Source organism: Nitratireductor lacus, assembly GCF_056431025.1.
This window is the reverse complement of record NZ_JBWKMB010000002.1, coordinates 242215-263270: the sequence shown is the minus strand read 5'-3', so window position 1 is coordinate 263270 and position 21056 is coordinate 242215. Positions and strand designations below refer to the sequence as shown.

General features: G+C 62.3%; 15 protein-coding genes. 12 read left to right on the top strand and 3 right to left on the bottom strand.

The window, feature by feature from the left end; translation table 11 throughout:
• The 8 genes from phnD (at nucleotide 1) to pdeM (ending at nucleotide 9406) form a co-directional block, all read left to right on the top strand.
• On the top strand, nucleotides 1-909 hold the full coding sequence (gene phnD / locus AC07E3_RS03010; RefSeq protein ID WP_336071945.1) for a phosphonate ABC transporter substrate-binding protein: 909 nt from the start codon (nucleotides 1-3) through the stop codon (nucleotides 907-909).
• 67 nt (nucleotides 910-976) lie between these two features.
• Nucleotides 977-1945: a phosphonate ABC transporter, permease protein PhnE gene (gene phnE, locus AC07E3_RS03005; protein ID WP_336071943.1), complete on the top strand. Its 969-nt coding sequence runs from the start codon at nucleotides 977-979 to the stop codon at nucleotides 1943-1945.
• A 2-nt stretch (nucleotides 1946-1947) separates the two neighbouring features.
• Nucleotides 1948-3495 carry a phosphonate ABC transporter, permease protein PhnE gene (phnE, locus tag AC07E3_RS03000; protein ID WP_478360257.1) on the top strand — a complete coding sequence of 516 codons (1548 nt, stop codon included), beginning with the start codon at nucleotides 1948-1950 and terminating at the stop codon, nucleotides 3493-3495.
• Between the two features lie 112 nt (nucleotides 3496-3607).
• Nucleotides 3608-4315 carry a DUF1045 domain-containing protein gene (locus AC07E3_RS02995; RefSeq protein WP_065817239.1) on the top strand — a complete coding sequence of 236 codons (708 nt, stop codon included), beginning with the start codon at nucleotides 3608-3610 and terminating at the stop codon, nucleotides 4313-4315.
• Between the two features lie 2 nt (nucleotides 4316-4317).
• Entirely contained in the window at nucleotides 4318-5457 is a 1140-nt protein-coding gene (locus tag AC07E3_RS02990; RefSeq protein WP_065817240.1) for an alpha-D-ribose 1-methylphosphonate 5-triphosphate diphosphatase, read from the top strand.
• Nucleotides 5454-6086 (top strand): phosphonate metabolism protein/1,5-bisphosphokinase (PRPP-forming) PhnN, encoded by a 633-nt coding sequence (gene phnN / locus AC07E3_RS02985; RefSeq protein ID WP_336071936.1) that lies wholly within the window; start codon nucleotides 5454-5456, stop codon nucleotides 6084-6086. Before AC07E3_RS02990 ends, phnN begins: the two co-directional genes overlap by 4 nt.
• Before the next feature lie 84 nt (nucleotides 6087-6170).
• Nucleotides 6171-8702 carry a ligase-associated DNA damage response DEXH box helicase gene (locus tag AC07E3_RS02980; RefSeq protein WP_478360256.1) on the top strand — a complete coding sequence of 844 codons (2532 nt, stop codon included), beginning with the start codon at nucleotides 6171-6173 and terminating at the stop codon, nucleotides 8700-8702.
• Complete coding sequence (pdeM, locus tag AC07E3_RS02975; protein ID WP_478360255.1) at nucleotides 8699-9406, top strand: ligase-associated DNA damage response endonuclease PdeM; 708 nt, start codon at nucleotides 8699-8701, stop codon at nucleotides 9404-9406. Before AC07E3_RS02980 ends, pdeM begins: the two co-directional genes overlap by 4 nt.
• Nucleotides 9407-9510: 104 nt before the next feature.
• Here the strand turns inward: pdeM and AC07E3_RS02970 are convergent, their stop codons facing one another.
• The 3 genes from AC07E3_RS02970 to AC07E3_RS02960 all read right to left on the bottom strand — a co-directional run bounded on the left by AC07E3_RS02970 (nucleotide 9511) and on the right by AC07E3_RS02960 (nucleotide 15158).
• Nucleotides 9511-10290, bottom strand: a complete 780-nt coding sequence (locus AC07E3_RS02970) for a TIGR02186 family protein (protein ID WP_478360254.1) — start codon at nucleotides 10288-10290, stop codon at nucleotides 9511-9513.
• Nucleotides 10291-10293: 3 nt separating this feature from the next.
• A complete protein-coding gene (locus tag AC07E3_RS02965) occupies nucleotides 10294-11214 on the bottom strand; it encodes a sulfite exporter TauE/SafE family protein (RefSeq protein WP_007008155.1) in 921 nt (306 codons plus the stop codon).
• Between the two features lie 224 nt (nucleotides 11215-11438).
• Nucleotides 11439-15158: a peptidoglycan-binding protein gene (locus tag AC07E3_RS02960; RefSeq protein ID WP_478360253.1), complete on the bottom strand. Its 3720-nt coding sequence runs from the start codon at nucleotides 15156-15158 to the stop codon at nucleotides 11439-11441.
• Nucleotides 15159-15595: 437 nt separating this feature from the next.
• On the opposite strand from AC07E3_RS02960, the gene AC07E3_RS02955 reads away from it, so the two are divergent.
• The 4 genes from AC07E3_RS02955 to AC07E3_RS02940 all read left to right on the top strand — a co-directional run bounded on the left by AC07E3_RS02955 (nucleotide 15596) and on the right by AC07E3_RS02940 (nucleotide 21040).
• On the top strand, nucleotides 15596-16063 hold the full coding sequence (locus tag AC07E3_RS02955) for a MerR family transcriptional regulator (protein WP_065817246.1): 468 nt from the start codon (nucleotides 15596-15598) through the stop codon (nucleotides 16061-16063).
• Between the two features lie 417 nt (nucleotides 16064-16480).
• Nucleotides 16481-18277: an acyl-CoA dehydrogenase C-terminal domain-containing protein gene (locus AC07E3_RS02950; protein ID WP_478360252.1), complete on the top strand. Its 1797-nt coding sequence runs from the start codon at nucleotides 16481-16483 to the stop codon at nucleotides 18275-18277.
• Nucleotides 18278-18677: 400 nt separating this feature from the next.
• On the top strand, nucleotides 18678-19784 hold the full coding sequence (locus AC07E3_RS02945; protein ID WP_478360271.1) for an acyl-CoA dehydrogenase family protein: 1107 nt from the start codon (nucleotides 18678-18680) through the stop codon (nucleotides 19782-19784).
• 47 nt (nucleotides 19785-19831) lie between these two features.
• Nucleotides 19832-21040: an acetyl-CoA C-acetyltransferase gene (locus AC07E3_RS02940; protein ID WP_336071928.1), complete on the top strand. Its 1209-nt coding sequence runs from the start codon at nucleotides 19832-19834 to the stop codon at nucleotides 21038-21040.
• Nucleotides 21041-21056: the final 16 nt, after the last annotated feature.

Below are 21056 nucleotides of genomic sequence, written 5' to 3'. Positions count from 1 at the left end.
ATGTTCAAGAAAGCTCTTATGGGCGCCGTAGCGCTCACCGCAATGATGGTCGGCGGCGCACAGGCCGAAGACCTGAAGGAATTCCGCATCGGCATTCTCGGCGGCGAAAACGAAGCCGACCGCCTGCGCAACTTCTCCTGCATGGTCGACAAGCTTCCCGAGGTTCTGGGCGTCGAGAAGGTCGCTCTGTTCCCGGCTGCCGACTATGACGGCGTGATCCAGGGCCTGCTCGGCGGCACGCTCGACTATGCCGAGCTCGGCGCTTCGGGCTATGCGAAGGTCTATCTGGAAGATCCGGAGGCCGTTGAGCCGATCCTCACCACGGTGCAGACCGACGGTTCGACCGGCTATCACTCGGTCATGGTGGCCCGCAAGGATTCCGGCATCAAGTCGCTGGAAGACATGAAGGGCAAGAAGCTCGGCTTCGCCGACCCGGATTCCACCTCCGGTTACCTCGTACCCGCCGTCACGCTCCCCAAGGCCATCAACGCTTCTGTTGAAGAGTTCTTTGGCGAAACCGGCTTTGGCGGCGGCCATGAGAACCTGGTTCTCGAAGTTGTGAAGGGCACGTTCGACGCCGGCACGACCTGGGCTTCGGGCGTTGGCGAGTTCTCCGACGGCTACACCTCCGGCAACCTGCACAAGATGGTCGAGAAGGGCATTCTCGACATGGACGATCTGGTTGAGCTCTGGAAGTCCCCGCTGATCCCGAACGGCCCGGTCGTGGTTCGCACCTCCATGGACGCCGACATGAAGAACAAGTTCAAGACCTTCATGATGGAGATGCCGGAAGCCGATCCGGAGTGCTTCGCAGCCATCCAGGGCGGTGACTACAAGGGCTACACCGAAGTGACGCCGGCATTCTACGAGCCGATCATCGACGCCCGTCGCTCCAAGATCGGTTCCTGATCCCTTTCCCGCAATCTGACGCGCCGCCGGCCCGTGCCGGCGGCGTTGTCGCACAGGCGTGCCAGACATGACAGCAACGACCCATTCCCCGCTTCTTTCCGAAGCCGGCCAGGCCGTGGAGCGCCACTGGCGCGAACTGGCCGGACGCCGCCGGCTCTACACCATTGGCGGCATCGTGTTCATGGTTCTCGCCATGAGTGGTTCGCTCTGGTTTGCCAATGAATCGAACGCCGGCAAGTTCTTCGACCGCCTGCCCTATCTGTTCGATTTCGTGGGACAGATGATGCCGCGCGATGGCTGGGAAATCTGGCGCGCCCTTTTCGACCTGCCCTCGCCCTATGACGATGGCAGCCTGAAATACAATTATCCCGATGGGCGGATCTATCTCACCGAGACGTTCTATCTGCCCGAATATTTCTATAAAATGCTGGAGACCATCAACATTGCGCTGGTTTCCACGCTGATCGGCTTCGGCCTTGGCTTCGTTCTGTGCTTCCTGGCCGCATCGAACCTGACGACCCGGCGCTGGCTGCGCTTCTTCGTGCGCCGTTTCATGGAACTGCTGCGCGCCTTTCCCGAAATCGTCATTGCCGGCTTCTTTCTGGCCGTGCTGACCATCGGCGCCGTGCCCGCGATCATCGCAGTCTCGATCCATACGATCGGGGCGCTCGGCAAAATGTTCTTCGAAGTGGTCGAGAACGCCGATATGAAAGCCGAGGAGGGCCTGCGCGCTGCCGGTGCGAACTGGGTGGAGCGCGTGTGGTTCGCCATCGTGCCGCAGGTCATGCCCAACTTCCTGAGCTACGCGCTCCTGCGTTTCGAGATCAATGTGCGCGCTTCCACAATCATCGGTGCAGTGGGGGGCGGCGGTATCGGCGAGGCGCTGCGCCTCTCGATCAGTCGCACGCATGAAGCAAAGACGCTCGCCATCATCCTTCTCCTGTTCTGCACCATCGTCGCGGTCGACCAGCTTTCGGCCTGGCTGCGCGGGCGCCTCGTCGGCAGGCAGGCATTCGAATTCGGCCGGGGAGGCTGACCATGACCGAAACCGAAGCCAACGCCATCGTCGCGCGCCACACGGATGTTTTTCAGCGCCCGCTGCTTGAGCGCTTTCGCGCCGCGCTCATCATCGCTGCCGTCGCGCTCTATATGGTCTTCGCCTGGTGGCTCTTTGCGGTGGGACAGGTGATCTCCAACGGCAATTGGGATATCGCCGGAAGCTATCTGGCCGACTGGGTTTCCTACGAGGTGCGCCCGGACATCGAATATGACGGCGAAGCGCTGGATGTTTCCTTCCCCCGTTTCTCGCCGCTGGGCGACGATCCGAAACCGGACTGGGTGGTGACGGAAACGGCGACCGTCGAACGCCGGAGCGCAACGACCAGTGCAGCCGCCGGCTCCGACGGCGGCCAAACCAGCGGCGCCGGCTTCCTCGGGTCGCTGGACACGAAACCGGCTGCGAAGGACGGCGGTGGGTTTCTTGGTGCCATGTCGTCTCCTTCCACGCCATCAGAAACTCCGTCCGTAAACACCGCACCGGCGGAACCGGTGGCGACCCGCGAGGAAGCCATTGTGAGCGCCGATGTTTCGTTCGGTGGCGACACGCATATCCGCGTTCAGCCGGGCTTTGTTTCGGTCTCGCACAATGGCGAAACACTGGAACTCGATATCAAAGAGGGGCAGACCGTTCATGCGCGCAGCCCCCTGCCCGACTGGGCAAGCCAGCGGGCACCCGGCTCCAAAGTGATCGCGCGCTTCGGCTTCGCCGGCCGCGCGGAAATCGAGGATGACGAAGTCAAGATACGCCGCCGCTTCCTCGGTTGGGAGAACTTCTTCTTCGACACGCGATCTCCCTATTGGGGCATGCCGGTCAGCGAGGTTCTGGGCACGATCTTCTTCGGCAGCCGCATCGAGGAAGGCCGCTCCAATCTGGCCGTTGCCTGGGACAACATCGTCAACAATGCCGACTGGCAGCATGGCGATGTGTGGCTGAAGCTGCTGCAGACCATCGTCATGGCGTTTGCCGGCACGGTGTTCGCCTCGCTTCTGGCCTTCCCGCTCGCCTTTGCGGCCGCACGCAACATAATGCCCAACCGTTTCATCAACCATCTCTTGAAGCGCTCGTTCGACTTCCTGCGCTCGGTGGACATGCTGATCTGGGCGCTGTTCTTCACCCGGGCGTTCGGGCCGGGGCCGCTGGCCGGCATTTCGGCGATCTTCTTCACCGATACCGGCACCTTCGGAAAGCTTTATTCCGAAGCGCTCGAGAACATCGACGACAAGCAGCGGGAGGGCGTGCGCTCCGTCGGTGCGGCCCCATCCTCGGTCCAGCGCTACGGCGTCGTGCCGCAGGTTCTGCCAGTGTTTTTGAGCCAGTCGCTGTATTTCTGGGAGTCCAACACGCGCTCGGCCACCATCATCGGTGCAGTGGGAGCAGGCGGCATCGGCCTCAAGCTCTGGGAGGCGATGCGCACCAATCAGGACTGGGAAAACGTGGCTTACATGGTGCTTCTCATTCTGCTGGTCGTTTTCGTCTTCGACAATATTTCCAACATGCTGCGCCAGCGCCTCATCGGCAGGCAATGAGGTGGATGATGACGCAGCGGAAATTGGCTGATAGCTTCTGTGGTCCTTTCGAGGGATTCGTTAACCTGTCACACAAATCGCCTATTGCACCGCAATCGGCGAGGAAAAGCTCATGCGCTACGCAATCTACTTCACACCTGAACAAGACGACCCGCTGACGCGGGCCGCCGCCCGCTGGCTGGGACGTGACGCCTTTACCGGCATGCCGCTGACCCCGGTGGAGGCCGGGCCGTTCTCGGCTGCGGAGATTTCGTTTCACACGGCTGCGGCACGCCGCTACGGGTTTCACGCGACGCTGAAAGCCCCGTTCCGGCTTGCCGAAGGCCAGAGCGAGCAGGGGTTGATCCAGGCGCTGACAAAGTTCTGCGCGCAGATGGAACCGGTAACGATCCCGCGCGCGGTGGTGCGCAGACTGGACGGTTTCTTCGCGCTGGTGCCGGAAGAACGGTCTGAACGGCTGGATGCGCTGGCGGGCAGCATCGTGGAGAGCTTCGAACCCTTCCGCGCGCCGCTGACGGCCAATGAGCTTGAACGGCGCAACCCGGAAAACCTCTCACCCGGACAGCTCAAGAATCTGCACAAATGGGGCTATCCCTATGTGTTCGAGGAATTCCGCTTTCACATGACCCTGACCGGACGCGTGCCACAGGCCGAAGCGCCCCGCATGGAACGCGCCATCGATGCCTTCTTCGGGCCGCTTTTGTCGGAACCATTGGAGATTGGCTCGCTGGCCCTGTTCATCGAGTCGGAGCCGGGCGCGCCGTTCCAGGTGAAATCCTTCCAGACGCTCGGCTGGAGCAAGACAAGAAAGACTGCCTGATAATGACGAACGAACTGGTCCTCAAAAATGCCCGCATCGTGCTGCCCGATGAGGTGATCGAAGGCAGCATCTCGATCCGTGACGGGCGCATCGTCGACATTGCCACAGGCAATACCTCTGTCGGTGAAGATATGGACGGCGATTACGTCCTGCCGGGCCTTGTCGAGCTGCACACAGACCATCTGGAGCGCCACTACGCGCCACGCCCGAAAGTGCGCTGGAACCCAATCGCCTCGGTGCTCGCGCATGATGCACAGATTGCGGCATCCGGCATTACCACCGTGTTCGACGCGCTGCGGATCGGCCTTGATGAAGACAGCAATCTCGGCGCGCCGGAAATGCGCGAGCTCGGCCACGCCATCGAAAACAGCGTGGAAGCGGGCCGCCTGCGTGCCGACCACTTCCTGCATCTGCGCTGCGAGGTCTCCGCGCCCGATTGTCTGGAGGGTTTCGAGCTTTTCAGAAACGACAGCCGGGTAAAGCTGGCTTCACTGATGGACCATTCGCCGGGCCAGCGCCAGTTCACCAGCATCGAGACCTACAAGGTCTACTACATGAACAAGACCGGCATGACGGAAGAGGATTTCCGCCAGTTCTGCGACAAGCGCATCACCCAGTCGCAGACCTATTCGAGCAGGCATCGCAACGCCATTGCCGAAATCTGCCGGGACAACGGCATCATTCTGGCAAGCCATGACGACGCCACGATGGAGCATGTGGACGAAGCCGCGACGCAGGGCGTGCGCGTCGCCGAGTTCCCCACCACGCAGGAGGCCGCCAGGGCTTCGCGCGAGGCCGGCATGCAGGTTTTGATGGGGGCGCCCAATGTGGTGCGTGGCGGATCGCATTCCGGCAATGTTTCGGCTCGCAGTCTGGCGGAAGGCAAGACGCTCGACATTTTATCCTCGGACTATATCCCGTTCAGCCTCGTTCAGGCCGCTTTTGCTCTCGGCGAGACGGTGGAGCACATCTCGCTGCCGCAGGCTGTCGCCATGGTTTCGAAGAACCCGGCAGAAGCCGTCGGGCTCGATGATCGCGGCATTCTCGAACAGGGCCGTCGCGGCGACATGATCCGCGTGCGGGTGGACGAGCATGTGCCGATCGTGCGCTCGGTCTGGCGCGAAGGAGCGCGGGTGGCATGAGGTCCTCGGCCACGCTGGAGCGCGTCATCGACGAGCAGGATTTCCCGATCCGACACGGCGTTTTCATCGCCGTCGCCGGCCCCTCGGGCGCCGGCAAGGATTCGGTGATGGACTATGCGCGCCAGCGACTTGGGCCACAGGACAGCGACGTCACCTTCGTGCGCCGTGTCATCACCCGCGAGATGGACGGTGCCGGCGAGGCCCATGACTGCCTCACCCGCGCCAGTTTTGACGAGGCGGAAAGCAGAGGCGCATTCGCTGTAAGCTGGGAAGCGAACGGGCTGAAATACGGCCTGCCCGCCAGCGTGGACGGCATCGTGCGCGAAGGTCATGTGGCAGTCGCCAACGTTTCCCGCGCCGTCATCCCGCTCCTGCGTGAACGCTATGGCAATGTCATTGCCGTGATCGTGACCGCATCCCGCGAGGTCCTTGCCGAGCGGCTTTCAAGCCGTGGCCGCGAGACCCGCGAGGAAGTGCTGGCGCGTCTCGAACGGGCGCACGCGAAGGAGCTCGCCGTGGAAGACGCAACGGTGATCGACAATTCCGGCACGCTGGAAGAGGCGGGTGAAAAGTTTCAGGACATTCTGCGCCGCGCCGCTGCCTGGAGCGCGGTGAGCGACAGCGTCTGATCCTCGCCCCTGTTTCAGATATCCTGGCTGATGCCGACAGCCCCTCTTGGCGTGACTTCTGTTCTGGTTTAGTTCTAACCCATCTTGGAACACCGGACGCACCCCATTGACGGCATTGCCGCGCCTTTCCTGCCAGCGCCCTTCAGCGAGTGGTTCGCCACGCGTGGGTGGCAGCCGCGCGCGCATCAGCTCGAACTTCTGGCGCGCGCACAGGCCGGTCGCTCGGCACTGCTGATCGCGCCGACGGGTGCCGGCAAGACGCTTGCCGGTTTCCTGCCAACGCTCACCGATCTTGCAAACCGGCCAAAACCCCGCCCCGGCGAAGCGCGGCGTGGCGTTCACACGCTGTATATATCGCCGCTCAAGGCGCTCGCCGTCGACATTCAGCGCAATCTGAACATGCCGGTGGCCGAGATGGAGCTGCCGGTGACCATGGAGACACGCACCGGCGACACGCCCACCCACAAGCGCCAGCGGCAGAAGCATGCGCCACCCGACATTCTGCTGACGACCCCCGAACAGCTTGCGCTTCTGATCGCCTCGCCCGATGCGGAGCGCTTCTTCTCGGACCTCAAATTCGTCGTGTTCGACGAATTGCATTCGCTGGTGATCTCCAAGCGCGGACATTTGCTCTCACTCGGCCTTGCGCGGCTGCGCCGTCTGCGACCGGAGTTGCAGACCATCGGGCTTTCGGCGACCGTTGCCGAGCCTGAAGCACTGCGCCGCTGGCTGGTGCCTCAGGACAGGCCCGGCACCATGGCCGATATCGTGACCGTGTCCGGTGGCGCAAAGCCGGACATCACCATTCTGGAAACGGAGGAGCGCGTCCCCTGGGCCGGGCACTCCGCGCTTTATGCCATTCCGAAGGTCTATGAGGCGATCAAGACGCATCGCACCACCCTGCTCTTCGTCAACACGCGCAGCCAGGCCGAGCTTCTGTTTCGCGAATTGTGGCGCGCCAACGACGACAATCTGCCCATTGCGCTGCATCACGGCTCGCTCGATGTCGGGCAGCGGCGCAAGGTCGAAAAGGCGATGGAGACCAACAGCCTAAGGGCCATTGTCGCCACGTCAACGCTGGATCTCGGCATCGACTGGGGCGATGTGGATCTGGTCGTGCATGTAGGCGCGCCGAAGGGGGCGAGCCGGCTGGCGCAGCGCATTGGCCGCTCGAACCACCGCATGGACGAGCCGAGCCGCGCAATCCTCGTGCCGGCAAACCGTTTTGAGGTGATGGAGTGCCGCGCGGCACTTGAGGCAAACTATCTGCGCGCACAGGACACGCCACCACTGGTGGAAGGGGCGCTCGATGTGCTGGCGCAGCATGTGCTGGGCTCGGCCTGCGCCGCCCCCTTCGACGCCGATGTGCTCTATGGCGAGGTGGCGGGGGCGGCCCCCTATGCCGCGCTCGACCGGGAGACGTTCGACCGGATTGTCGCGTTTGTGGCGACGGGCGGCTATGCGCTGAAAAGCTATGAGCGCTATGCCCGCATCCGCAGGACGAAGGACGGGCTATGGCGCATCGCCAACCCCCGCATAGCCCAGCAATACCGGCTGAATGTCGGCACCATCGTGGAATCCCCCATGCTCAACATCCGCATGGTGCGGCGCGGCCGGGGCAACGCCTCGCGCGGGGGGCCGGTGCTCGGCAAGGTGGAAGAATATTTCCTCGAAACCCTCACGCAGGGCGACACCTTCCTGTTCTCCGGCCGGGTGCTCCGCTTCGAGGGTATCCGCGAGAATGAGTGCCTCGTTTCGGCTGGCGGCGGCGAGGACGCCAAAGTGCCCTATTATGCCGGCGGCAAGTTTCCGCTCTCCACCTATCTGGCAGCGGAGGTGCGCGCCATGCTGGCGGACCCGAAGCGCTGGAAGGCGCTGCCGCCGCAGGTGGCCGAATGGCTCGCCATCCAGCGCGACAAGTCCATTCTGCCGCGCCGCGAAGACCTTCTGGTCGAAACCTTTCCGCGCGGCAACCGCTTCTACATGGTGCTCTACCCGTTCGAAGGACGGCTCGCACACCAGACGCTCGGCATGCTCCTGACCCGCCGGCTCGAGCGTGACGGCGCACATCCGCTGGGCTTCGTCGCCAACGACTATGCCATTGCCGTATGGGGCCTCAACGATATGAGCGTCATGCTGAAAAGCGGCAAGCTCAGTCTGGCCGCGCTTTTGGACGAGGACATGCTGGGCGATGATCTGGAGGCATGGATCGCCGACAGCTGGCTTTTGAAGCGCACCTTCCGCAATTGTGCGCTGATCTCGGGGCTGGTCGAAAAACGCCACCCCGGACAAGAGAAAACCGGCCGGCAGGTGACCGTTTCAGCCGATCTCATTTACGACGTTTTGCGGGCCCATGAGCCCGACCACATTCTCATGCAGGCCACATGGGCGGACGCCGCGCAGGGGCTACTCGATGTCAGGAGACTGGGCGAGATGCTGTCGCGCATTCGGGGACGAATCGTGCATAAATCGCTGACGCGCATTTCGCCGCTGGCCGTGCCCATCATGCTGGAGATCGGCAAGGAGGCCGTGGCCGGCGACGCCAACGAGGCACTGCTCGGCGAAGCTTCGCGGCTTTCCGGCGAGGAGCTAATGCAGGAGGCTCTTGAGGCATGAACAGCCTTGCACCCGCAACCGATGCAAGCACGGCGCTGACGGTCCGGATCGCCGGCCACGAGGCCGTGTGCGACTGGCGCGGTGTGCTGTTCTTTCCGGCGATGGGCCTTATGGTCGTCTCCGACCTGCATCTGGAAAAGGGGGCGGCTTATGCCAGGCGCGGGCGGATGCTGCCGCCATACGACACCGCTGCGACGCTGACGCGGCTCGAAAGCGTTTTGGCAGATTACGATCCCGAGATGGTCATCAGCCTCGGCGACAGCTTTCATGACGAAAACGGAGCCGCCGAAATGCCGGCAGCGTTCCGTGATCACCTTGTGCGGATCATCGGCAGGCGCGACTGGCACTGGATCGCCGGGAACCACGACCCTGCACCGCCACCATATCTGCCCGGTCGCTGCGCGCAGGAAATCGCCGTCGAAGGCCTCACCTTTCGCCACGAGCCCGCGCGCGGCGCCGGCCCCGGCGAGATCGCCGGGCACCTGCATCCGGGAGCGCGCATCGTAAGACGCGGGCGCTCGGTGCGGCGGGCCTGCTTTGTCTCCGACGGGGAGCGGCTCATCATGCCCGCCTTCGGCAGCCTGACCGGCACCCTCAATGTGCTTGACCGCGCTTTCACCGGTCTGTTCGCGCGTGAAAGGCTCGCGGCCTACATGCTTGGACGGCAGGGCATCTACGCCATTGCCGGCAGCATGCTGCGCTAGAGCGGTGCACCGTTTCATGGAAACGTCGCTCCGCTCCATCTTGTTATTATTGCGCAATTTCCAACAGAAAACTGGTACCCACTTTTCCTGGAATTGCGCCAGGATCAGTCCTTGCGGAAAATCAACCGCCCGAGCCAGCCTGTCACGATGGCGATCAGCACCGCCAGAATGCCGTAGAGCATGCTGTTCTGATGGGCAAACTGATAGAGGCGCTGCTCAAGCCCCGCCTTGCGGATGGTGAGCTGGGCCGACGTCTCGCGCAGGAACATGCCGTTGCGGAACAGAAAGGCGCGGGCCCTGTGCGTGCCGACCGCAACGTTGGGTGCCAGCCGCAGCGAAGCCCGGAAGAGGCTTTGCGACAGAAAACGCACCGCGCCCGCCCGCGTCGAATAGAGCCCCTCGGCCTCTTTACGCTCCCGCAAAGCACGGGTGAACTCCTCGATCGTTTTCGGATCGCCATCCGCATCGAGCGGCTGCAGATGCAGATTGTCCGCCCCAAGCGCGAGCTGCCGATAGCCATCCGGCGCGGTGATGTCCTGGGGCGCGCGCGTCAGCGCCATGGAATAGGACGCCGGCACATCGCGGAAGATGACGGACTCCGTGTTGATCCACATGCCAGTGACACGGGTTTTCTTGCGCACCGTTACGGCACGCGGTGGCCCTTCCAGAACCACGATCACGTCGTAGCGCCCCTGCCGGGAAACCAGTGGGTCGGCGTTGTCCAGCGCGCCGAAAATTGTGAGTTCCGCGCCGCTGAAATCCGAGGTGATCGAAACCTGGTCCGTGGACAGACCAATCTGGATGTTTTCCGGGATGTGGTCCTGCGCCCGGGCGGCCAGCACGGGCACCAGAAGGGCAAGCGTGGATAGCATTGCAAAACGCATCGCTCACACCCCTCCCATAGAGAGGGAGTAGACGCTCTCGGGCCGAACGAAGAGGTCGAACCCCAGACGAAGCGCCACCGCCAGAACGAGCAGCGCCAGAAGCGCCCGCAACTGCTCGCCGCGAAGCTTTTGCCCGACCCTTGCGCCATATTGCGCACCGGCAACGCCACCGACCATGAGGAGAAAAGCGAGCACCACGTCGACGGTCTGGTTGGCCGTCGAGTGAATGATCGTCGTGAAGGCCGCCACGAAAATGATCTGGAATAGCGACGTGCCAATCACGACATTGGTCGGCACTTTCAGAAGGTAGATCAGCGCCGGCACCATGATGAAGCCGCCACCGACACCCATGATCGATGCCAGGAAACCGATGAACGCCCCTAAGGCCAGTACCGGTATCACGCTGACAAAGAGCTTTGAGGCGCGAAAACGCATTTTCAGCGGCAGGCGATGAATCCAGTTGTGCTGGCCGGGTTTGCGCAGCGTCACCGTCTGGCCGCCGCGCGAGCGTCTGATGGCACGCACGCTTTCCATCAGCATCAGACCGCCGACCACGCCGAGAAACGCCACATAGAGCAGCGAGACGATCAGGTCGAGCTGTCCCAGCCGCCGCAGATAGGCGAAGACGGAGACACCCAGCGACGCACCGACAATGCCGCCGGCCAACAACACCGTGCCAAGCTTGAGGTCGAGCGACTTGCGCTTGAAATGCGCCAGCGCGCCGGAGAAAGATGAAGCGATCACCTGGTTGGCGCCAGTGGCAACCGCAATGGCGGGCGGGATGTTGTAGAAGATCAGAAGCGGCGTGATGAGAAACCCGCCGCCGACGCCGAACATGCCGGAGAGAAAGCCGACCGCGCCGCCCATGGCCAGCAGCACGAAGACATTGACGGACATTTCGGCGATTGGGAGATAAATACCCACCCGCGGCACCCGAATAACTGTTTCCCCGACGGCGGCGCCGGGCGAGATGTGGAAGCATTATGCGTGCTTCCGTTCTGCGCTCTGGCGATCACGAAGTCAAACCGAGTTGTCTCCGAATCGGGAAAAGTTTGAACGACTTGCCCGGCGAAGGTGAAGTGCGTCCGTTCGGACACACTTAGGGTCATGACCCTAAAAGCCGGCTGTCCATCAAATGCGAAGCCGCCTTACTGAGCAGCAGCCGCTGCCTTGTTCTTTTCCAGAAGTGCGCGCACCAGCGCCTCATCGACCTCTCCGGTCGGCGTCATGCCGTTGGCCTTCTGGAATGCGCTGATCGCCGTCTTGGTCCTGGCGCCCATGATGCCGTCCGGCTTGCCCGCATCAAACCCCTGCTGATTCAGGATGAGCTGAATGTTGGTGACCGCCTTCTTCATGTCGACGCTGGCGGTCAGCTCACGGCTCTCACGCCAGGATTCAGGCACATCGACCATGTTGACGGCAGGATCGATGGATTTGGCCTTCCACAAAGCGGTCTTGTTTTTCGCCTGTTCCAGTTTTTCAGGCGAAAGGGCAGCCGCGATCTCGTCGCGCTTGCTGGCAGCATCCCTGTCACCGCCATTGGCGACGATGGCAAACCACTTATAGGCTTCGGTCAGGTCCTGCGGCACCCCCATGCCCTTGGCCGAAAGAATGCCAAGGTTGAACTGGCTGTCCTTGACGCCATGCTCCGCCGCTTCAAGGAACCAGCGTGCGGCAGAGCTGTTGTCTGCCGGCCCGTCGGCACCCATGGCATAGAGAACACCCAGATTGTGCATGGCACCTGCATTGCCCTGCTGCGCCGCAAGCTGGAACCACATCTTCGCCTTTGCCGCGTCGCGCTCGACACCGGTACCCTTCTGGTAGAGATCACCGACCCGGTATTGAGCGGGCGCGAAGCCGGCTTCAGCGGCCTTCGTGTACCATTCGACGGCCTTCGCCATGTCCGCCGTCGTCCCGCGTCCTTCCGCATAACGGCTGGCAATTTCGAAATACGCCTTCGGATCTCCTTCGGCAGCCGCTTCGCGAAGCGGTATCGGCCCGGCATCCATCGGGATTTCATCCAGCGAAACCGTTTGAACGGCTTCCACAGGCGGTGCTTTCGGAAGGCTGACCGTCTCGGTTGTTAAAAGTGGTTCCTCGAACTTGCCCTGCGCAGGCGCGTCCATCTGCGGCATGGAGGCCAGCGTGTCGACGGTCTCATCGACTGCCTGGTTGGGAGTCGACCCGTCCAGCGGCTGCTCATCCACAACACGCACCCGGCGATCTTCCGCCTTTGAGCTGGTGCCGGCCACAACGGCTGCAGGCTCCGGCGCCGAGCTATCGCTTGCGACTGGCATCGGGATGGACGTCGAGTTCGACAGGTATGCCTTGCCGACCTGATAGCCGCCGGCGGCGACAATGCCGGCTCCAAGCATTACCATAAGCGGTTTTCTGCTGCGCTTCAGGAGGCGCCCGAGACCGAAGCGGCCGGTTTCTTCCGTCGCTTCGGCCCTGCGCTTCTTCAGGATCTCTGCCTCGGCCGCTGCAGCCTGCGCCGCCCGCCTTGCCGCAGCAATGAAATCCGATTTCGCAGCGTCGTCCGTCTCCGAGCGAACCGGTGCCTTCTTCTCATCACGCACACGGCGCAGGATTGCATTGAGATCGGGAGCACCAGAGCCCGGTTCGAGTGGCTCATTGATGCGTTCAGCATCCAGCTCCACCGCCTCAAGGCTTCCATCGGCCTCTTCGAAAACGTCTTCCTCGATATCAGCCTGCTGCTTTTCGCCGCGCGTGCTCCATGCCCGCGACAACCCGCCAAGAAGCGAGGTGCGCCCTGGCTTTACCTGCTCCTTCTGCCCGTCCTCATCCAGAGCCGCACGGGCCGCAGCAGCGGCAGCCTCGGCCGGCGAACGGTTTGGTGCCGGTTCATAATCGCGCGTCACCGTTTCCACGGCCTCATCGCCTGCCGGCGAAATCGACGGTGCGGCTGCAACGGCAATTTTCACCGCATCGCCACCCGCGCCGGCCTTCGACGTGCTTTCCACCGTGCCGATGCGGTCGACAATCTTGAGGAGCGTGTCGTGAATGGCTTCGAAGGTCTTGGTGTTGCGTTCGTCCGACTTGCGCGTGAGCTCCTCGAGAGCCCGCAGTTCGGCCCGCAGCTCGCGATCGAATGCCTCCGCCTGGGAAGCGTTTCCGAGTGCGCCGATCGCCTGCTCCGCAGCGTGCCGTGCTGCTTCCACAACAGCGGCACGGTTCTCGTGAATGGAGCGCTCGATGTTCTCCAGACGCGGGCCCAGATCCTCGAATTCCGGCAGGTCGGCACCGGGGCGCGAAAGGTGTTCGGAAAGGCTGCGCACCTGTGCTTCGAGATTCCGGATCACTTCGGGATCGACGGAAGAGGCCTGTGAAGAAGAGGCCTGCAAACGTCCCGAGATGTCGTCGAGCCGCGCCTCGAGCGCGCGAAGCGCTTCACCATCGCGGGTTTCACCAGCTCCAACGTCGAGGCGCGCGGCCAACTCGTTGAAGCGCGCGTCGATTGTCGCCATGATGCCTGCTTCGGCATGAGCCGGATTGCCGCGCTCATCGATCCGCGCGGAAATCTCCTGCAGGCGGCGCTCCAGCTCGTCAACCAGCGTCCGGCCCTGCTCGGCGACATCGCCCTGCCGCTCCTCAATGAGCTGGGAAAGATGCGCGAACCGATCCTCTATGCCGCGCAGCATGTGCTCCGCGATCTGCGGCTGCGGCTGCGGGGCGGTATCGAGTTTTTCGGCGATGACGGCGATCTGGCCGGCCAACCGTTCAACCGTCTGTTCCGGCATGTCGATACGGCGGGCGATATCGTCGACCCGCTGTGACAACGAATAAAGCTGTTCGCTGAGCTGGCCGACCGCCTCGCCGCCCGAACGTTCAGAAAGCAGTTCGGACACCTGACCGGCGAGAGAGGAGATCCGCGCCTCGATACGCTCGAAGGGCTGTGGATCGAAACTCGCGGCCTGCGCCTTCGGAGCGGAGGCCGCGATTGCCCTGCTGATCTCGTCAAGACGTTCATCCAGGGCAGCATAAACCTCGGGGTTGCTCTGCTGCTTGCGCTCCAGCAACTGGTCGAGTGCGCCCGCAAGCGTGCGTACCCGGTCCTCAAGCGACTGGATCGAGAGGGATTCCGGCAGGCTATTGACCGCATGGGCGATTTCTTCGATGCGCTGATGCAGCATCTCGATCGCCGGGTCGCACCTGCGAATGTCATTGGAAACACGATCCTCGAACGCGCTCCAGCGATCGTCGAGCGCATCCCAGCGCTGGTCGACGGCCCGCAGCGTCTCCTCGCGCGCGAGATTGGAGATGGACGATTTCAACTCCTCCATTTCCAGGCGCAGCATTTTGACATTCTTGTCATCGCTGCGCTCGGCAAGCTGTGCGATAGCATTGGACAGGCGTTCAAATTCAACCACAAGCTCGCTGCTCAACGCACTGTTGGGCACCGAGGCCATAATGCCTGCCAGTTCGCGGCGCAGCGTGGTGAACTCGTCGTTGAGGCCGGAGCGCATTGCATCACGAAGGTCCGAGCGCAGGGTCTTCAGCTCGCTGGCGATGCTGCCAATCGATGAGACTTCGCGCTCCTGCCTGTGGCTGCGCTCAAGCTCATGCGCTGCGCGTTCGAAATAGGCCTGCGGCGCGACCTTGTGCCTGTGCGGCGCCGGGCGTTCGCTTGGCCGCGCATAGGTCTGGGACACCGTTTCCGACAGTTCCTGGATGCGCCGGGCGACCTCGTTTTCCTCGGCCTGCTGGTCGAAACGACCGGTGGCGCGGCCGAGTCGATGCTCCATCTCTTCGAGTGTGCGGCTGATCTCATCAAGAGACGCGTTGGCCCGTGGCCGCCGACGACGACCGGCATTTATGTTTTCCAGATAGGAACGCTTGTTGTTCATCGGAACGCCCGCCTCTCCACCGGTTGCCGGTTGGCCATCGATAGTTCTTGCCGCGCGGGCCCTTCAGCTTTGGTACGCCGGGAAGGCAGAAGACAAACACTTCAGAGACACCCACGGTCAGGCCGCCATGCCCAGGCTTCGAACGCGAACGGCATGGTCTGCTGACGGGTCCACCATTCCCCGATCATGGTAAACACGGAGTTAACATTTCTTACCGGCGATTAAGCATACGCGCGAAAATCCGGCAAAAAGGTTGTTGGCAAGCCGTTCACAATTTGGCCAAAGGCCCTTGTAATGCCGTATTCTGCAACGCATAAGCCCGCCTTCTAAACATGTCTGAGCGGTGCGTCCTTCGCCCGTCGGCGAAGTTTGGCCGTCAGGCATGTCACCATTCCGGTTCCCCCGCCGGAGTGTTCATTCGATACGGAACAGTGATCATGACGAACATTGCAATGGCTGTCGAAAAGACCGCCGAGGGAAATGATTCTCCCGAGACCTCCGAAGAATACACCCGCATTGGCGAGATGGCGCGCGAGTTCGGCGTCACCCTTCGCGCCCTGCGCTTTTACGAAGACAAAGGCCTTCTGACGCCGGAGCGCGTGGGCACGACACGCCTCTATTCGCGCAACGACAAGCTCCGCCTCCAGCAGATATTGCTTGGCCGCAAGATCGGCTTCTCGCTGAGCGACATAAAGGAAGTGCTTGATCTGCACGACCCCAAGGCGGACCGCAAGAAGGGCAATGTCGAGCAGTTGCAACTCGTCCTGACGAAATCCGAACGCCAGATGGTGCGGCTTGAGAAGCAGCACCGCTCCATAGAGGATGCCATTTCCGAGCTGAAGAAGCTGATCGCGGACGTCAGCGACCGGCTGGATACCGCCTCGGCTCTGGGCACCGCCGGCTGATTTCGCCCGACACATCCGGACTGAAGTCTGGCGAAGCACCGTCAGCGGTTTTTCTCCTCCCGGCATTTGCGCGCACGGCCGAAATGGACGGGATGCGGATGCCGGGAGCAAACCGCCAGGCCATGGACCGGTCCGCCGCGTCATAGAAGCACTGCCCCGGCACCCTGTCATCATCTGAATTTCTGCAGATGTCAGGCCATTCCACCTGACTGCAGATTGCTCCGGCGCGCTCTCCGCTGCGGGGCCGCAGCTTCAGTTTCATTCCAGAACTCACCGTGCCGGCACTGGTCGGCACGGGGCATTGTGACGCCGTGCGTCGTTTTTGACGTTTACGCAAACGTCAAAATTTGCTAGAGCGCTTTCGATGCTGCGCGAAAGCTCTGTTCGCGCCTTTGTTCCGAGAGCTGGAGGAGTCTCATGCCGACCTACCGTGCGCCCGTGCGCGATACGCTGTTCGTGCTCAACGATGTTCTTGGCTACGGCAATTACGACAATCTGCCGGGCTTTGCCGACGCCTCGCCGGACATCGTCGAAGCGATCCTGAGCGAAGGCGCGAAACTGGCCGAAAACGTGATGCAGCCACTCAATCGCACAGGCGACATGGAAGGCTGCACCCGCCTTGAGGATGGTTCCGTCACAACGCCGAAGGGCTTTGGTGATGCCTACCGTCAATATTGCGAAGGCGGCTGGCTGGGCCTTTCCGTGCCTGCGGAATATGGCGGCCAGGGCCTCCCCTACACGGTGCACTCTGCCGTCAGCGAGTATCTGGTTTCCGCCAATATGGCGCTGATGATGTATCCCGGCCTCACGCAGGGCGCCATCGCAGCGATCCTTGCGCATGGGACCGAGGAGCAGAAGCAGAAGTGGCTGCCGAAGATGGTGGAAGGCGCCTGGACCGGCACCATGAACCTGACCGAGCCCCATTGCGGCACCGACCTTGGCCTTCTGACTTCCAAAGCCGTGCCAAACGGCGACGGAAGCTACAAGATTTCAGGACAGAAGATCTTCATTTCCGCCGGCGAGCACGATCTCTCGGAAAACATCATCCATCTGGTTCTGGCCCGCATCGAGGGCGCGCCGGCCGGCGTGAAGGGCATCTCGCTCTTCATCGTGCCGAAGGTGATGGTCGACGATGCCGGTACGCCCGGTGCGCGCAATGCCGTTTCCTGCGGCGCCATCGAGGAGAAGATGGGCATCCACGGCAATGCCACCTGCGTCATGAACTATGACGACGCGACCGGCTATCTGCTTGGCGAGGAACATGGCGGCCTCAAAGCCATGTTCACGATGATGAACGAGGCACGCCTCGGCGTCGGTCTGCAGGGCCATGCCATTGGCGAAGCGGCGTATCAGGGTGCGGTGGAATATGCCCGCGAACGGCTTCAGGGTCGCTCGCTCACAGGGCCGAAAGCGCCTGAAAAGAAGGCCGATCCGATCATCGTCCACCCGGATGTGCGCCGCAATCTGATGACCATGCGCGCCTTCAACGAGGCCGGACGTGCGCTGATCCTGTGGACCGCGCTCAAATCCGACATCGCACATCTCTCCGAAGACGAGAAGGACCGCGAAGCGGCATCCGATCTCCTGGCGCTGATGACGCCCGTGATCAAGGGGGTGCTCACCGACAAGGGCTTCGAGCACGCCGTCATGGCGCAGCAGCTTTTCGGCGGTCATGGCTATATCGAAGAGCATGGCATGAGCCAGTTCGTGCGTGACGCCCGCATCGCCATGATCTACGAGGGCGCGAACGGCATTCAGGCGCTGGACCTGGTGGGCCGCAAGCTGCCGGCCAAGGGTGGCCGCGCCGCGCAGGCCTTCTTCAAGGAGGTGGGTGATTTCTGTGAGGCCCATCGTGGAGACGAGGCGATGGCCCCCTTCACGAAGGCGCTCAAGAAAGGCCTTAACGACCTGCAGGCCGCTTCGCTCTGGCTGATGCAGAACGCCGTCCAGAAGCCTGACAATGCGGGTGCGGCCTCCCATGACTACATGCATCTGATGGGCCTTGTGGCGCTTGGCTACATGTGGGGCCGAATGGTCAAGAAAGCGCAGGAGCAGATTGCCGCGGGTGCCAATGGCGACGCCTCGTTCCTTGAGGCCAAGATCGCCACCGGCCGGTATTTCATGGAGCGCGTCATGCCCGAAACCGCGGCGCATCTTGCCCGTATCTCCACCGGCGCCGACGCGATGATGGCACTGCCGGAAGAGGCGTTTTGACTGGCATGAAAACCGTGCTCGTTCTAGGGTCAGGACCCATTAATATGACCACAATGGCGATCGATAGACCAAGAGATGCAAGGAAAAGCCCGCAGAGCGGGGTCCTTCCCCCGGTCAAGGGGTTTGACGTGGCAGGTCGCCGGTCTATCGAGCGTCCTTCGGATCGGCCTGATTTGCACGGCCTACTTTGTCGCAAGACCTTGAAAGACATGAAGTCTTCCTGTGGTCTTGCTTCGCGTATCCGCACAAATCAGGCCGACCATTGTGGTCATATTAATAGGTCCTGACCCTAGCGTGCTTTCGCTAGAGCGCAGTGCTGTCAGCGAGGAGGCGTAGAGTGGCAGACCCGCAGTCCGTACTTGGCCTTTCCCGGCCCGACTGGGCCGGTGAAGACGTCGCCATGCTCTATGACATGGCGAACCGCTTCCTGACGGAAGAGATTGCGCCTCACTATGAAGCGTTCGAGAAGGCGGAGATCTTCGACCGCGCAAGCTGGGAGAAGGCCGGCGCGGCGGGCCTTCTCTGCGCCTCGATGCCGGAGGAGCATGGCGGTGCGGGCGGCACATACGCCCACGAAAGCGCGATCATCGAAGCGATCAGCCATGTGGGCGTCGATGGTTTCGGCATCGCGCTCCACAACGCCATCGTCGCGCCATACATCCTCCATTACGGCTCGGAAGAGCAGAAGCAGCGCTGGCTGCCGAAGCTCGCGAGCGGCGAGCTGATCGGCGCGATCGCCATGACCGAACCCGGAGCCGGGTCCGATCTTCAGGGTGTGAAAACGCGGGCGGAGAAGGACGGAAACCATTACCGCCTCAACGGTTCCAAGACCTTCATCACCAACGGGCAGTTAGCCAATCTCGTCATCGTGGTGGCCAAGACGGACCCGAGCCAGGGCGCGAAGGGCACATCCCTGATCGTGGTCGAAACCGACGAGGCCGAAGGGTTTGAGCGCGGTCGCAACCTCGACAAGATCGGCCTCAAGTCCAACGACACTTCGGAACTCTTCTTCAACGATGTGCGTGTGCCGACCGCCAATCTTCTCGGTCATGAGGAAGGCCAGGGCTTTGTGCAGCTCATGCAGCAACTCCCGCAGGAGCGGCTCCTGATCGGCGCTCAGGCCATCGCCATGATCGAGCGCGCGCTGGCCGTCACCATCGACTATGTGAAGGAGCGCAAGGCCTTCGGCCAGAAGGTGATCGACTTTCAGAACACCCAGTTCAAACTGGCGGAACTGAAAACCGAGGCAACGGTCGGCCGCGTTTTCTACAATGATTGCGTGGCACGTCACCTCGCCGGAAATCTCGATACCGCCACCGCCTCCATGGTCAAATACTGGCTCACCGATCTGCAGTGCAAAGTGGTCGATGAATGCCTGCAGCTCCATGGCGGCTATGGCTATATGAACGAATATCCCATCGCGCGCATGTATCGCGACGCCCGCGTGCAGCGCATCTATGGCGGCACCAACGAGATCATGAAGCTGGTGATCGCCAGAACCCTTTGAACCAATCGCACGACCCCGCGTTGGGTCGGTAAAGCAGGGAGACCGATATGGCTGACGCTTATGTATATGACGCCGTGCGCACGCCGCGCGGACGGGGCAAGAAGGACGGATCGCTGCACGAGGTGCCCGCCGTGCGCCTTGGCGCGAAGGTTCTCGAAGCCGTGCGCGACCGTAACGGCCTCGATACCGCCAAGGTGGACGACATCATCTTCGGCTGCGTCGATCCGGTCGGCGAAGCCGGTTCCGTCATCCCACGCTCGGCCGCCTTCGAGGCGCGCTACGCGAACGCGGCTCCGGGCATGCAGATCTCGCGCTTCTGTGCGTCGGGCCTCGACGCCATCAATCTGGGCGCAGCCAAGATCGCCGGCGGTTCCGACGAGATCGTCATTGCCGGCGGCGTGGAGAGCATGTCGCGCGTCGGCATGGGTATGTCCGGCGGTGCATGGTTCATGGACCCTTCGGTCGGCATTCCCTCCTACTTCATGCCACAGGGCGTTTCCGCCGATCTGATCGCCACGAAATATGGTTTTTCACGCGACGATGTGGATGCCTATGCCGTTGAGAGCCAGAAGCGCGCCAAGAACTCCTGGGACAAGGGCTATTTCAAGAAGTCCGTGATCCCGGTGGAAGACCAGAACGGGCTGACCATTCTCGATCATGACGAGCACATGCGCCCCGGAACCGACATGCAGGCGCTTGGCCAGCTCAACCCCTCCTTCGTGATGCCCGGTGAGATGGGCGGTTTCGACGCCGTCGCCGTGCAGCGTTATCCGGAGCTTGAGAGCATCAACCATGTGCACCATGCCGGCAACTCGTCGGGTATCGTCGATGGCGCGGCCGCCGTGCTGCTCGGCTCTCGCAAGGCCGGCAAGTCCATGGGGCTTGAGCCGCGCGCGAAAATCCGCGCCTTCACCAATATCGGCTCCGAGCCCGCCATTATGCTGACCGGCCCGGTCGACGTGACGGAAAAGCTTCTGAAGAAAGCCAAGATGAAGCTTTCGGACATCGATCTGTTTGAGCTGAACGAGGCTTTTGCCTCGGTGGTGCTGCGTTACATGCAGGCCTTCGAGATCGACCATGACCGGATCAATGTGAATGGCGGCGCGATTGCCATGGGCCACCCGCTGGGTGCGACCGGCGCGATGATCTTCGGCACGGTTCTCGACGAGCTTGAGCGCCGCGACCTGAACACAGCGCTCGTGACGCTGTGCATCGGCGCGGGCATGGGCACCGCAACCATCATCGAACGCGTTTGAGCTGTCGGGGAGAGAT